Genomic DNA, 14,242 nt, shown 5'->3' on the forward strand with positions numbered 1-14,242 from the left:
GCGTGTGACGAAACACGCTTGGTGCCAAACCAATTGACCACGACGGCGTCTCGCCGGCGTGGATGTCAGGCCGGCGGACCCTCCGCCAGGGTGATGTTCGCGACGCGCTCACCGCCGTCATTGGACCGGTAGTGCACGGCGATGGTGTCACCGGGATGATGCGGGACCAGCACCTCGGTCATGGACGTCGCCCCGGTGATTGCGACGTTGTCGACGCCGGTGATCACGTCACCGGGCGCGATGCCGGCGGCCCCGGCGGGACCCGTGCTGACCACCCGCTGCACCCGGGCGCCGTTGCCGTTGTTGTCCATCACACCCAGCCCAAGAAACGCCGTGGGACCGACGTGAACCGTGTTCGAGCCGGCGCCGGCCCGGATCTGCCCGGCGACGCCCATCGCGCGTCCGATCGGGATGGCGAAGCCCTGCCCGCCGGACATCTTGTAGCTGTCGGTGGCGGCCGTGTCCACGCCGATCACCTGCCCGGCGTTGTTCACCAAGGGCCCGCCGGAGTCGCCCGGCTTGATCGGGGCGTCCGCCTGGATCAGGCCGCCCAGGCTCTCCTGCGCGCCGGTCAGGGTGTCCGTCGCCGAGACGCTCTGGTTCAGCGCGACGACCTTGCCGGCCACCGCATTGGGGGTGCCGCCCTGGCCGTTGACGTTTCCGAGCGCGACGACCGGCTCTCCCACCGTGGCCGCCCCGCCGATCGCGGCGGTGGGCAGGCCGGACGCGCCGCGCAGTTGCAGCACCGCGATGTCCTGTGTGCGGTCGTAGCCGATCACATCGACGGCGTAGGTCTGCCCGTTGCCGACGTCGAACGCGCTGATGTCGGTGGCACCGGAGATCACGTGGTTATTGGTCAGCACGACGCCGTTGGGATCGATCACGATGCCGGTCCCTGCCCCCACCGCGTTGTTGTAGCCGAACTTGGTGTCGATGTTGACCACCTGCGGCCCGACCTGACCCACCATCGCCGACGGATCCAGCGGCGCCTGGGGACGATCGGTGGTGTACCGATCCAGCGACAGGTTCGATGGCGACGCCGATGCCGGCGCAAGGCCCACACCGGATCCCAAGCCGAGGCCCAGTCCGGCCACGGTCAGCACGCTCACCAGCCATGACCACCGGACCGCGCGGCGGTGCGATTTGCCCATCGGTGTCACCCTCCTGCTTTGCGGTAGAGAACAAACTGTCCCGGCCTCAAGCTCTTGGCGGCACATTTGTGTGTATATAACCGTAATGCAGGTAGCTATGCACGGCACGCGTCAGGTTCGGTCCTAGGCTGACACAGTGGGCGATTTCGACCCCAAAGCCGGCTTCACCGGGTCTCCGGTGGCCCGGCTGGCCACGGTCGCGCCCGGCGGACAACCGCACGTGGTTCCGGTGGTCTTCGCCGTGGCAACCGACGCCCGGGACGGCTCCGACGTGGTGTACACGGCCGTCGACGCGAAGCCGAAAACGACACGGCGGCTGCGCCGCCTGGCCAACATCGACAGCAACCCCCGCGTGAGCCTGCTGGTCGACCACTACGCCGATGATTGGACCCAGCTGTGGTGGGTGCGCGCCGACGGCATCGCCACGATCCACACCGGCGGGGACGCCGTCGACCTCGGATACCGGCTCCTGCGCGCGAAATACCCTCAGTATCAATCGGTTTCGTTGGACGGTCCGGTGATCGCGGTGGCGGTGCAGCGCTGGTCCGGCTGGCATCACTGACCGGAGGGCCCCTTGATCTGGCCGGACGGTCTTGTGGTCTACCGAAGTTGGGTGAATGGTAGCTAGATAGGTGCTAGCGAGGTCAGCAACGGTGCACTCGGGCAACCTGGAGGAAAGCCATGGCCGACAGGACAAATACTTCCCAAGGCGCGGGGAGCGCCCCCACCGCCAACGGTCCGGACGAGATCCGCAACGTGGTGCTTGTGGGTCCGTCGGGTGGCGGCAAAACCACCCTTGTAGAAGCCCTGTTGGTCGCCGCCGGTGTGTTGACCCGAAGCGGCTCGGTCGCCGACGGCAGCACGGTCTGCGACTATGACGACGCCGAGATTCGTCAGCAACGGTCGGTGGGCGTTGCCGTGGCGTCCCTGTCGCACGACGGCGTCAAGGTCAACCTGGTCGACACACCCGGATACGCCGACTTCGTCGGCGAGTTGCGCGCCGGGCTGCGGGCCGCGGACTGCGCGCTGTTCGTGATCGCGGCCAACGAGGGCGTCGACGAGCCCACCAAATCGCTGTGGCAGGAATGCAACCAGGTCGGCATGCCCCGCGCGGTGGTGATCACCAAGCTCGACCATGCCCGCGCCAATTACGCAGAGGCGCTGGCAGCCGCACAGAATGCGTTTGGCGACAAGGTTTTACCGCTCTACCTGCCCACCGGCCTGCCCTCCTGCACCGGCCTGATCGGACTGTTGTCACAGCAGCGCTACGAATACATTGACGGCACACGAGCCGTGCGGCCACCGGATTCCTCTGACGCCGAGCAGGTCGAGGAAGCGCGCGGCACCCTGATCGAAGGAATCATCGAGGAGTCCGAGGACGAGTCGCTGATGGATCGCTATCTCGGGGGCGAGGCCATTGACGAATCTGTGCTCATCGCGGATCTGGAGCGGGCCGTCGCCCGGGCCTCGTTCTTTCCGGTGATCCCGGTCTGCAGCAGCAGCGGCGTCGGCACCCTGGAATTGCTGGAGGTCGCCACGCGCGGCTTCCCCGCCCCGAGGGAACACCCGCTGCCGGAGGTCTTCACGCCGGTCGGTGCGCCGCACGCCGGCCTGACATGTGATCCGGACGCGCCGTTGCTCGCAGAGGTGGTGAAGACGACGTCGGACCCGTACGTGGGCAGGGTCAGCCTGGTCCGGGTGTTCTCCGGCACCATCAGGCCCGACACGACGGTCCATGTGTCGGGCCATTTTACGTCGTTCTTCGGCGCGACCAACGGCAACGGCCATACGCACCCCGACCACGACGAGGACGAGCGCATCGGATCGCTGTCCTTCCCGTTGGGCAAGCAGCAGCGCCCGGCGGCAACCGTGGTGGCGGGCGACATCTGCGCGATCGGGAAGCTGACCCGGGCCGAAACGGGCGACACGCTCTCGGACAAATCCGAGCCGTTGGTGTTGAAGCCCTGGACCATGCCCGAGCCCCTGCTGCCGGTCGCCATCGCGGCGCACGCCAAGACCGACGAGGACAAGCTCTCGGTGGGGCTGGGACGGCTGGCCGCCGAAGATCCGACGCTGCGGATCGAACAGAACTCCGAGACACACCAGATCGTGCTGTGGTGCATGGGCGAATCGCACGCCGGCGTGGTGCTCGGCGCGCTGGCCAATCGGTACGGGGTCACCGTCGATACCGTCGAACTGCGGGTCCCGCTGCGAGAAACGTTCGGCGGCAAGGCGAAAGGTCATGGCCGCCACGTCAAGCAGTCCGGCGGACACGGCCAATACGCGGTGTGCGACATCGAAGTGGAGCCGCTGCCGGAAGGTTCGGGGTTCGAGTTCGTCGACAAGGTGGTCGGCGGGGCGGTGCCGCGCCAATTCATTCCGAGCGTGGAGAAAGGCGTGCGCGCCCAGATGGAGAAGGGCGTGCACGCGGGCTACCCGGTGGTCGACATCCGCGTCACGCTGCTCGACGGCAAAGCACACAGCGTCGACTCGTCGGACTTCGCGTTCCAGATGGCCGGCTCCTTGGCGCTACGGGAGGCCGCCGCGGCGACCAGGGTGACGCTGCTCGAGCCCATCGACGAGATCTCGGTCCTGGTACCCGACGATTACGTCGGTGCGGTGATGGGTGACCTGTCCAGCCGCCGCGGCCGGGTGCTGGGCTCCGACACCGCGGGCAACGACCGCACCGTGGTCAAAGCCGAGGTGCCCCAGGTGGAACTGACCCGTTACGCCATCGACCTGAGGTCGCTTGCGCACGGCGCGGCATCGTTCACCCGGTCGTTCGCCCGTTACGAACCCATGCCGGAGTCCGCTGCCGCCCGGGTGAACGCCGCCGTCTAGGGCGCCGCCCCGTCAGGCCTTGCCCGATGACGGCGACCCGTCCCCCGCAAGCGGGAGGTGCCCCCGGCGACAGAACCGCTCGGCCACCGCGCGGCGGTCCAGCGAGCCTTTCGCGGTGTGCGGCAATTCATCGGACTGCAAAAACTCGGCCGGCACCTCGAAGGGGGCCAACCGGTCCCGGCAGAACGCCGCCAATTCGTCGGGCGTCGGCGCGGCCGTTCCCCGCGCGACGATGACCGCGGCCACCGACTCGCCATACAGCTCGTCCGGCACACCGAACACCCCCACCTCGAGCACGTCGGGGTGGCTGGCCAGGACGGCCTCGACGCGCTCCGGCGAAATCTTCTCCCCACCCCGGTTAATCAACTCCTTGATTCGCCCGCGGATGACGAGATCGCCGGCCGGCGACAGGGTGCCCAGGTCACCGGTGTGCAGCCATCCCTCGGTGAAGTTGGCGGCGGTGATGGACGGGTCGCCGAGGTAACCGCGCACCACGGTGGGGCCGTGCAGCCAGACCTCGCCGACCGTCCCCGCGGGCAGCGCGCGACCGTCGGGCCCGACGATCCGGATTTCCGGACCGGTCGACCGGCCCACCAGGCCTGGTGTGGCACCGGGGTTTTCGCTATGCCCGGCACCGTCGATGGCCGTCGTTGCCACCTGGTGGGTCGACTCGGTCATCCCGAACGCGCACACCACCGGCGCCGAAAACGTGTCGTGCAGCGCCTGCGCCGTTTCGGCGGTCAGCGGCGCGCTGCAACTACGGATGAACCGCAGGGCGGGCCTGCTGCCCGGCTGCTCGGTTCGGGCGCGCTCCAACAGGATTTGATGGATCGTCGGGACGGCGGTGTACCAGGTGGCGCCCACGGCCTCGATGTCATCCCAGAACGTGTGGGCGGAGAACTTCCCGCGCGCCGGCAGCAGCACCGCTCCCCCGGAGACCAGCGTGCCCAGCAGCGCGGCGAGCAGCCCGTGCCCGTGGTAGAGCGGCATCACCGCCACCGTCGCGTCGCTCGGACACAGCCCGTACCCGGCGACGATGGCGCCCACCGAGCCGGCGATGTTGCGGCGCGTCCACGGAACCATCTTTGGCACACCTGTGGTTCCGCCGGTGAACATGATCATGGCGTCGTCGTCGCGCAATCCCTCCGGTGCCGCCACGTCGCGCCGGGGCGCCGCGGCGGCGTCCAGGCTGACCGCCGGGGCGGTTCCGTCGGGCCCGACCGTCACCGCGATAGGCCACCGCGGCGGCGCGGCCTGGTCGGTCTCGGCCTCGCCGGGCTGGTCCACGAGCACCACCCGGGCACCGACCGCCTCGCTGCGGGCATGCTGATCGGCCAGGGGAAGAGCCGGATCCAGCGGCACCACAACGAGATTCGCGCGCGACGCCGCCAGCAGCCCGACGACGAACTCGGCATTGCTGCCGGCGCGCAGCGCAACCCGGTCCCCCGGCCCCAAGCCGCCGTCGATCAACCGTGCGGCCAGATCATCGACGAGCGTCATCAGGTCGCGGTAATTCACGGGGATGCGTTCGGCGGTGACAACCAACGCCCGTGCATCCGGCGACCGGCGTGCCGCCGCCTCGACCAGGTCGGCCAGCCCGGGGCTCGCGGACTCCGTCGGCCGCTGGCCGCTGTCGATCGCCTCAGATGTCATCGCCGCACTCCTTCCACTTCGACCATTCGATGCCAACCCTGCCGCGTGGCCTTCTCCACCGTCCAATATCGGTTAACTCACTACCGATAACCGCCGGCTATCGAAACGCTATTGCGACGCCTTGACCTGGCACGATAGACAACGCAAATCGCCGGATAGTGCCTTCGTCTTGGACATGCGGTATGGCTGGGGCCACAGTGATGGCGACAGCAGTACCCGCCCGGCGCGTCGACCCGCCGACCGCAAGCATCCGAGGAGTCGCCACATGTCCACAGCTTCGGCATCTGGAAACCCGGCGCCCGAGCCGACACGTCTGACCGACGGCTTTCACCTCGTGGTGGACGCGCTCAAGGCCAACGACGTCGAGACCATCTACGGCATCGTCGGCATCCCGATCACCGACCTCGCCCGCGTCGCCCAGGCGTCCGGAATCCGCTTCATCGGTTTTCGGCAGGAGACCTCGGCGGGGAACGCGGCCGCCGCGGCCGGATTCCTCACCGGCCGGCCCGGGGTGTGCCTCACGACGTCCGGGCCCGGCTTCCTCAACGGGCTGCCCGCGCTGGCGAACGCCGCCACGAATTGCTTTCCGATGATTCAGATTTCCGGCTCCAGCGATCGAGCGCTGGTGGATCTGCAGCGCGGCGACTACCAGGACCTCGACCAGCTCAACGCCGCGAAGCCGTTCGCGAAGGCCGCCTACCGGATCGGCCGGATCGAGGACATCGGGCGCGGCGTCGCGCGCGCCATCCGCACCGCGGTCTCGGGACGGCCCGGCGGTGTCTACCTGGACATTCCGGGCGAGGTGCTGGGCCAGGCCATGGACGCCGTCGCCGCGGCGGACACGATCTGGCGGGTCGTCGACCCCGCACCCCGGCAGCTGCCGGCGCCGGACGCAATCGAGCGTGCGCTGGACGCGCTGGCCCAGGCGCAGCGACCGCTGATCGTGCTCGGCAAGGGGGCGGCGTACGCCCGGGCCGACAACGTGATTCGCAGGTTCGTCGAGGCGACGGGCATTCCGTTCCTGCCGATGTCGATGGCCAAAGGCCTACTGCCCGATTCGCACCCGCAGTCCGCCGCGGCCGCCCGCTCGCTGGCGATCGCGCGCGCCGACGCCGTCCTGCTGGTCGGCGCCCGACTGAATTGGCTTCTGGGCCAAGGGGATTCGCCGCAATGGAGCCCGGGCGTCAAGTTCGTGCAGGTGGACGTCGCCGCTTGCGAGTTCGACAGCAACCAGCCGATCGCCGCCCCACTGGCCGGCGATATCGGCTCGGTTGTGTCGGCACTGTGTGACGGCGTGGCCGCCCGGCCGATCATCGCGCCACCGGAGTGGACCGGCGAGCTGGCCGAGCGCAGCGCCCGCAACGAGGCCAAGATGCGCGAGCGCCTGGCCGAGAATCCGCACCCGATGCGGTTTTACAACGCCCTCGGCGCGATTCGCGCTGTGCTGCGGGACAACCGGGACGTGTATGTCGTCAACGAAGGAGCCAATGCGCTCGATCTGGCCCGCAACGTCATCGACATGGAGCTGCCGCGCCACCGGCTCGACACGGGCACCTGGGGGGTGATGGGCATCGGGATGGGATATGCGATCGCCGCGGCCGTAGAGACCGGCAAGCCGGTGGTCGCAATCGAGGGCGACAGCGCGTTCGGCTTCAGCGGCATGGAGATCGAAACCATTTGCCGCTACCGCCTGCCGGTCGCCGTCGTCATCCTCAACAATGGCGGCGTCTATCGCGGCGACGAGGCCGCGCTCGGCACGGCCGCAATCGGATCCGATCCTGCCCCAACCGTACTGAACGCGCGGGCGCGCCACGAGCTGCTCGCGGAAGCGTTCGGCGGCAAGGGATATCACGTCACCAACCCGTCGGAGCTGCGCGCGGCGCTGATCGAGGCGATCGGCGCCGGCGGCCCGTCGATCATCGACTGCGAACTCGACCCGGCGGCGGGGGTGGAGAGCGGGCATCTGGCCAATCTGAACCCGGCCAGCGCGACAACACCGCGGGCCACGGTCAGCGCCGGCGGGTGAGTCCTACCAGCTGCGCGTCGAAGAACTCGTTCAGCGCCAGTTGCCCGGCGGATGTGGCCAGTGCGCGGGCGATCGGCGACCCGGGCCCGATGGAGTTGGTGGCCAGGGCGACATCGGCTTTGAGCACCGGATCGACCATTTCCACCGCCCGGATGTCGGTACCCAACGCCGACATCCACAACCACGTATGCGGCACGATCGACGCACAGTTGCCCGCCGACGCCTGAGCGAATAACGATGCCACAGAGTCGGTTTCGACCTGAGGGCGGACGGCGATGGAGTGGTCGGCGAAGGCCTCGTCGACGATCTGGCGATCGCGCATGTCGGGCGTGAGCAACGCCAACGGCAGCTGCGCGGCCTGGGCCCAGTTCATCGTCGCCGCACCGGATCCCACCATGTCCCCCGGCGCCAGCAGCACGTAGCGCTCCTGGTAGAGCGGAACCAGGTTGACGTCGTGCGCCTCGTCGGGCGCCGCGTGCACGATGGCGGCATCGAGCTCGAACTCGCGCAGGCGCCGGTACAGTTCGCTTGCCGCCAGCCGGGACAGGATGTGCACCTTGACCAACGGCTGTGCCGAACAGAACGCCGAGAGCACCAGGGACGCCGTCGTGGACGCAGTCGGGACGGTGCCCAGCCGCAGCGTCCCCGTGATGCCCGAGCGCACGGCGTCCACCTCGGCTTTGAACGCGTCGTGCTCGGCGAGAATCCGCCTGGCCCACACCACCAACCGCTCCCCTTCGGGCGTAAGGCCCTCGAAGCTGTGCCCGCGGTTGATCAGCGTGACGTTGAGTTCCCGTTCCAGCTTGGCGATCGCTGCCGACAGCGCGGGCTGGGATACGAAGCACTTTTCGGCCGCCCGGGCGAAGTGCCCCTCGGAAGCGACCGCAACGAAATACTCCAGTTGACGGAAGAGCACCCGCACTCCCTCGTATTCGGGCTCGGCCCTTGGGCACCGATCCCGCTGAGGCTAACGCGTTGCGGCGGGCGGGCCAAGCAGGTCCGCGCGCCGCGGTCCGCCCGGCTGCGGCGAAGGGTCGACGCACCCGGGCCGCCGGACGCCGCGGTCCCGCGAGAACCGAAGCATCGGTGCCGCTTTCGCGCAGGTGCGGCCCGAGTCCGATGCCCTGCCCGCGGGACGGCCCTCGGCCGCCGCGCTTTCCGGTTCGCTCCTGGCGCAACTGAACCCGATCGGTGACCGGATCGTTATCGTCGCGAGCGGACCGAGCTGTCATTGTTTGCTGAAACCGGTGATCGCTGGGTAACCAGTAGGATATTCGTGTGTTGATCGCACCATTTCGAAGGGTGGACGCTATGCGTCGAGGCGTTCGTTATCTAATTGTTATGGTCGCGATCACGGCGCTGGCCCTGGTGGGGCCGGTCGGTCATAGCACCGCCGCCGTGCCGTCGGCGCAACCCACCCCCGAAGTTGCCTCGGTTTTGCCCGCTAATGGCGCTGTGGTGGGGGTAGCCCACCCCGTCGTGGTGGCATTCACCGCCCCGGTGGCCGATCGGTCCGCGGTCGAGCGGTCGATTCACGTGACCTCGCCCAGCGGTACGCCCGGGCACTTCGAATGGATCCAGAACACGGTCGTGCAGTGGGTCCCAAACCAGTACTGGCCGGCCCACACCCACGTCTCGGTGGGCATTCAGGCCATGACGACCGGCTTCGATACCGGTGAAGCGCTGCTCGGCGTCGCCAGCATCTCCAAGCACACCTTCACCGTCAGCAAGGACGGAGAGGTGCTGCGCACCATGCCGGCGTCGATGGGCAAGCCCAGCCGGCCCACCCCGATCGGCAGCTTCACCGCGCTGGAGAAGCAGCGCACCGTGGTGATGGACTCGCGGACCATCGGCATACCGCTCAGTTCTCCCGAGGGATACAAGATCACCGCCCAATACGCCGTGCGCGTCACCTGGAGTGGCGTCTACGTGCACTCGGCGCCGTGGTCGGTCGATTCCCAGGGTTACGCCAACGTCAGCCACGGCTGCATCAACCTCAGCCCCGACAACGCCGCCTGGTACTTCAACCAGGTAAATGTCGGCGATCCCATTCAGGTCGTGGCCTGAGTCGCACGCTTACGCCGTCCGGGTTCACTGCCGCGCGACCTCCGCGGTGTGACAACCGTCACAACCATTGAACGGAAGCCCGGCCCATGGAGGTTCGTTCCGGTAGACGACCGGATCGAAGCGAGAGGCGGGCCATGACCGATGAAGCGAAGCGCGCGAAAGGTAGCTCCACGGGCCCGATCAGCGCGGTGCGGCAACAGGTAGCCCAACGCATCGGTGATCTGGACGCCCGCGACGAACAGTTCCGCACCACCAAACCCGAACCCGCCCTGCAGAGCGCGGCGCGCGAAACCGGCCTGCGGCTGCCGCAGATCCTGGAAATCTTTGCCCAGGGTTATGCCGAACGCCCCGCACTCGGCTGGCGCGCCCGCTCCTTGACCACCGACCCCGACACTGGCCGCACCGCCACGCAACTGCTGCCCCGGTTCGACACCATGACCTATCGCGAGCTGTGGGCCGATGTCCGCGCCATCGCCGCCGCATGGCGACACGCCCCCACCAACCCCGTTGCGCCCGGGGACTTCGTGGCCACCGTGGGTTTCGCGAGCGCCGAATACCTCACCATCGACCTGGCGTGCGGCTATCTCGGGCTGGTGGCCGTGCCGCTGCAACACAACACGACGGCGGCACGACTGAAGCCGATCGTCGACGAGGCCGAGCCATCCGTATTGGCCGCCGGTGTCGGCTATCTCGACCTTGCCATCGACGCGGCGCTCAACAGCTCTTCGTTGCGGCGGGTGGTGGTTTTCGACTACCAACCCGAGGTCGATGACCAACGCGAGGCCGTCGAACGCGCACAGGCGAAGCTGTCCGGCGCCGGCATCGCGGTGACCATCGAGACGCTCGCGGAGGTGATCGAGCGCGGACGGAGTCTGCCGCCGGAGCCGATGTTCACCGGCGACACCGATGAGCGGCTGGCCATGATCATGTACACCTCGGGCAGCACCGGACTGCCCAAGGGCGCCATGTACACCGAGCGAATGCTTTGCAAGCTGTGGACCACCGAACTGATGCCCGATTTCCCAGACACGCCGGTGATCAACGTGAACTTCATGCCGCTGAATCACCTGGGCGGCCGGATACCGTTGTCGACGGCATTCCAGGCCGGTGGCACCAGCTATTTCGTCCCGGAAAGCGACCTGTCGACGTTGTTCGACGACTGGAACCTGGTGCGCCCCACCGAAATGGGCCTGGTACCGCGGGTAGCGGAAATGCTGTACCAGCGCTACCAGAGTGCGGTCGACAGGCTCGATGCGTCGGGCGCCGAGTCCCCCGAGGCGCAGGCGCAGGCCGAGCTGCGCGAGCAGGTCCTCGGTGGACGCGTGGTGACCGCCTTCTGCGGCACGGCGCCGCTGGCGGCGGAGATGCGCGCCTTCATCGAGACCTGTTTGGACGTCCACGTTTTGGACGGCTACGGCCTGACCGAGGTCGGCATGGTGACCAAGGACGGGTGGATCACCCAGCCACCGGTGTTGGACTACAAGCTCATCGATGTGCCCGAGTTGGGGTATTTCCGCACCGACAAACCATATCCGCGAGGCGAATTGCTGGTGAAGTCGTTGACCGGCACGCCCGGATATTTCAAACGACCCGATGTCACCGCCAACGCGTTCGACGCCGACGGCTATTACCGCACCGGTGACGTGATGGCCGAGCTGGCGCCGGGCCGGCTCGCCTATGTCGACCGCCGCAACAACGTGCTGAAGCTGGCCCAGGGTGAGTTCGTCGCCGTCGCCCGCCTGGAAGCGGTGTTCTCCAGCGCGGCTCTGGTCCGTCAGATCTTCGTCTACGGCAACAGCGAGCGGCCCTATCTATTGGCCGTGGTCGTTCCAACCGACGATGCCGCACGAAGGTTCGCCGGCGACGCCGACGGGCTCAAGGCCGCACTCGGCGAATCCCTGCGCCAGACGGCGAAACTCGCCGAGTTGCAATCCTATGAGGTGCCCGTCGACTTCCTAGTGGAGACCGAGCGGTTCAGCGAGGACAACGGCCTGCTGTCCGGGGTTGGCAAGCTGCTGCGGCCAAAGCTGAAGGAGCGCTACGGAACCCGGCTCGAAGAGCTCTACGCGGAGTTGGCCGAGAACCGGGTGACCGAACTACGCGCCTTGCGCGAAGGCGCGGCCGACCGCCCGGTGATCGTCACGCTCACCCGCGCCGCCGAGGCGCTGCTGGGCCTGGCCGGCGGTCCGCCGTCGCCCGACGCGCTGTTCATCGATCTCGGCGGCGATTCCCTCTCGGCGCTCACGTTCTCCAACCTGCTGCGGGACATCTTCGACGTCGAGGTGCCGGTCGGGATGATCACCGGACCGGCAGCCGATCTGGGTCAGCTCGCGAAATACGTTGAAGCCGAGCGTGAATCGGCATCACGACGGCCGACGTTTGCCACCGTGCACGGGCGGGGTGCGACGCAGGTCCGGGCCGCGGATCTCACACTGGACAAGTTCATCGATGCCACCACCCTCGCCGATGCGTGGGCGCTACCGCGTGCGACGGGCACGCCGCACACCGTCCTGCTGACGGGTGCCAACGGCTACCTCGGACGGTTCCTGCTCCTGGAGTGGCTCGAGCGAGTAGCACAGACCGGCGGGAGAATCATCTCCATCATCCGCGCCGCGGACACCGCGGCTGCCGCCAAACGGCTGGAAAGCGTCTTCGACAGCGGAGATCCGCAACTGCTGGAGCGGTTCCGCGCCCTGGCCGCCGATCACCTCGAGGTCATCATCGGCGATATCGGCGAGCCAAAACTCGGCCTGTCGCAGGCTAACTGGGAGCGCCTCGCGCAAAGCGTGGACCTGATCGTGCACCCGGCCGCGCTGGTGAACCACGTGCTGCCGTACGACCAACTCTTCGGCCCCAATGTGGTGGGCACCGCCGAGCTGATCCGCCTGGCGCTCACGACGCGGATCAAACCCGTCACGTACATGTCGACCGTCGCGGTGGCCCTATCGGTCGATCCGGCCACGTTCGCCGAGGACGGTGACATCCGCACTGTCAGCGCATTGCGGCCGGTCGACGACAGTTACGCCAACGGCTACGCCAACAGCAAGTGGGCCGGCGAGGTGCTGCTGCGCGAGGCGCACGACCTGTGCGGATTGCCGGTCGCCGTATTCCGGTCCGACATGATCCTGGCGCACAGCCGCTACGCCGGCCAGCTGAACGTGCCGGATGCGTTCACCCGGCTGCTGTTCAGCTTGCTGATCACCGGCATCGCACCGGCCTCCTTCTATCAGACGGATCCACACGGAAACCGTGCGGTGGCCCACTATGATGGGCTGCCCGCCGACTTCGTCGCCGAGGCGGTCGCCACGCTCGGTGAGCAAATCGCCACGGCCGCTGGGGCTTCCGGGATTTACCGATCGTTCGACGTGATGAACCCGCACGACGACGGCGTCTCACTGGACGTGTTCGTCGACTGGCTGATCGCCGCCGGGCACGACATCGGGCGCATCGACGACTACGACGAATGGTTGAGCCGGTTCACCACGGCCATTCGCGCCTTGCCGGAGAGGCAGCGTGCGCATTCGGTGCTGCCGCTGTTGGACGCCTACCGGAAGCCGGAGACACCGCTGCGCGGGGCGCCGGCCCCCACCGACGTGTTCCGCGGGGCCGTGCAGGACGCGAAAATCGGTGCAGAGCAAGACATTCCGCATCTGTCGGCGGCGCTGATCGACAAGTACGTCGCGGATCTGAGCTTACTGGGCCTGTATAACGGCGCCTGAGCTAGGCGGGGAGCCCGTGTTTGATCGCAACATCCTGCTTGCGAGCGATGTCGAGGGCGACCGCCGGATCGATCGGGTCGTTGGGTGCACTGTCGAATTCCAGGGTGACCAGCGCCTTGCCTTCGGTGAAGACCAACACCGTCATCGCCTGGGAGTTGTCCGCCGAGGTCCCCGAAATCATCACCCCGTTCGCACCGACGGCCAGCGGCTGCCAGTTTCCGCTCACCTTGCCGTTGTAACTGCCTTGAGTGGTGGCTAATTCGGCCGCTGCCGCCGACGGATCGGCGGCGACCACGATGGTGTCCCACAACCGGCGACTGCTGTCGGCGTTGGCGAACAGCTGCGCGACCCCGGGGGCGTTGTTGGGGTTGAGCATCGGTGACTGGGGCGCGGTCAACCCGCCGCCGACATCGTTCGGCTTGATCAGCAAGAAGCCGTAATCCGATGGCTGACCCGACGGCGGGCCGGTGACCGCGCTCGAACCGGTCGACGTGGGGGCACTCGAAGACGACCGCGGGGCATGGTCGGCACCGCCGCATCCGGCGCTCGCGGCACCGGCCACGACGACGGCAACGGCGCAGCCGGCGATGCCGATCCGACCAACTCCCACGCGTGCCCCTCCCACGTGTCACCGGTATCCAACCCTCACCGCGGCTTGCGACACCGCGGGCGAATGGTGGTGTAGACCAGGCTTCCTACGAACATATGCCCACTCGACGTCCGGTGGGTAGCACTTCGGCGTGCTTATGCTGACGTGGGTAACAGCATCTCGCGCAGAAGGAGAT

The 14,242-nt window shown here is 67.8% G+C and carries 9 protein-coding genes; 5 read left to right on the forward strand and 4 right to left on the reverse strand.

Translation table 11 applies throughout. From position 1 onward, the window contains the following. Window positions 1-65 precede the first annotated feature (65 nt). On the reverse strand, window positions 66-1,151 hold the full coding sequence (locus tag BST14_RS06410; RefSeq protein ID WP_083063737.1) for a S1C family serine protease: 1,086 nt from the start codon (window positions 1,149-1,151) through the stop codon (window positions 66-68). Window positions 1,152-1,287: 136 nt separating this feature from the next. Between BST14_RS06410 and BST14_RS06415 the strand changes: the two genes are divergently transcribed. Together BST14_RS06415 and BST14_RS06420 are read left to right on the forward strand one after the other, a co-directional pair. Beyond that, complete coding sequence (locus BST14_RS06415; protein WP_083063738.1) at window positions 1,288-1,713, forward strand: TIGR03668 family PPOX class F420-dependent oxidoreductase; 426 nt, start codon at window positions 1,288-1,290, stop codon at window positions 1,711-1,713. A gap of 119 nt (window positions 1,714-1,832) precedes the next feature. After that, entirely contained in the window at window positions 1,833-3,992 is a 2,160-nt protein-coding gene (locus tag BST14_RS06420) for an elongation factor G-like protein EF-G2 (RefSeq protein WP_083063739.1), read from the forward strand. 12 nt (window positions 3,993-4,004) lie between these two features. On the opposite strand, the gene BST14_RS06425 is transcribed toward BST14_RS06420, so the two are convergent. Then, on the reverse strand, window positions 4,005-5,645 hold the full coding sequence (locus BST14_RS06425; RefSeq protein ID WP_083063740.1) for a FadD7 family fatty acid--CoA ligase: 1,641 nt from the start codon (window positions 5,643-5,645) through the stop codon (window positions 4,005-4,007). 265 nt (window positions 5,646-5,910) lie between these two features. Between BST14_RS06425 and oxc the strand changes: the two genes are divergently transcribed. Continuing rightward, window positions 5,911-7,671: an oxalyl-CoA decarboxylase gene (gene oxc / locus BST14_RS06430; RefSeq protein WP_083063741.1), complete on the forward strand. Its 1,761-nt coding sequence runs from the start codon at window positions 5,911-5,913 to the stop codon at window positions 7,669-7,671. Here oxc and BST14_RS06435 read toward each other — a convergent pair. Next, a complete protein-coding gene (locus tag BST14_RS06435) occupies window positions 7,655-8,587 on the reverse strand; it encodes a LysR family transcriptional regulator (RefSeq protein ID WP_083063778.1) in 933 nt (310 codons plus the stop codon). The two genes, oxc and BST14_RS06435, sit on opposite strands and share 17 nt — an antisense overlap. A 395-nt stretch (window positions 8,588-8,982) precedes the next feature. Between BST14_RS06435 and BST14_RS06440 the strand changes: the two genes are divergently transcribed. After that, window positions 8,983-9,738, forward strand: coding sequence for a L,D-transpeptidase (locus BST14_RS06440; protein ID WP_083063742.1), 756 nt, complete (start codon window positions 8,983-8,985; stop codon window positions 9,736-9,738). Window positions 9,739-9,872: 134 nt separating this feature from the next. After that, window positions 9,873-13,457: a carboxylic acid reductase gene (gene car, locus BST14_RS06445; protein ID WP_083063743.1), complete on the forward strand. Its 3,585-nt coding sequence runs from the start codon at window positions 9,873-9,875 to the stop codon at window positions 13,455-13,457. A 1-nt stretch (window position 13,458) separates the two neighbouring features. Here the strand turns inward: car and BST14_RS06450 are convergent, their stop codons facing one another. Then, complete coding sequence (locus BST14_RS06450) at window positions 13,459-14,067, reverse strand: hypothetical protein (RefSeq protein ID WP_083063744.1); 609 nt, start codon at window positions 14,065-14,067, stop codon at window positions 13,459-13,461. Between the last annotated feature and the right edge of the window lie 175 nt (window positions 14,068-14,242).

The organism is Mycobacterium arosiense ATCC BAA-1401 = DSM 45069, from assembly GCF_002086125.1.
Taxonomy (GTDB): Bacteria; Actinomycetota; Actinomycetes; order Mycobacteriales; family Mycobacteriaceae; genus Mycobacterium; species Mycobacterium arosiense.

What these genes read in the sequence shown, in the direction of transcription:
- BST14_RS06410 (WP_083063737.1), bottom strand. Translation starts at nt 1,151, where the DNA reads ATGGGCAAATCGCACCGCCGCGCGGTCCGGTGGTCATGGCTGGTGAGC.
- BST14_RS06420 (WP_083063739.1), top strand. Translation starts at nt 1,833, where the DNA reads ATGGCCGACAGGACAAATACTTCCCAAGGCGCGGGGAGCGCCCCCACC.
- BST14_RS06425 (WP_083063740.1), bottom strand. Translation starts at nt 5,645, where the DNA reads ATGACATCTGAGGCGATCGACAGCGGCCAGCGGCCGACGGAGTCCGCG.
- oxc (WP_083063741.1), top strand. Translation starts at nt 5,911, where the DNA reads ATGTCCACAGCTTCGGCATCTGGAAACCCGGCGCCCGAGCCGACACGT.
- BST14_RS06440 (WP_083063742.1), top strand. Translation starts at nt 8,983, where the DNA reads ATGCGTCGAGGCGTTCGTTATCTAATTGTTATGGTCGCGATCACGGCG.
- car (WP_083063743.1), top strand. Translation starts at nt 9,873, where the DNA reads ATGACCGATGAAGCGAAGCGCGCGAAAGGTAGCTCCACGGGCCCGATC.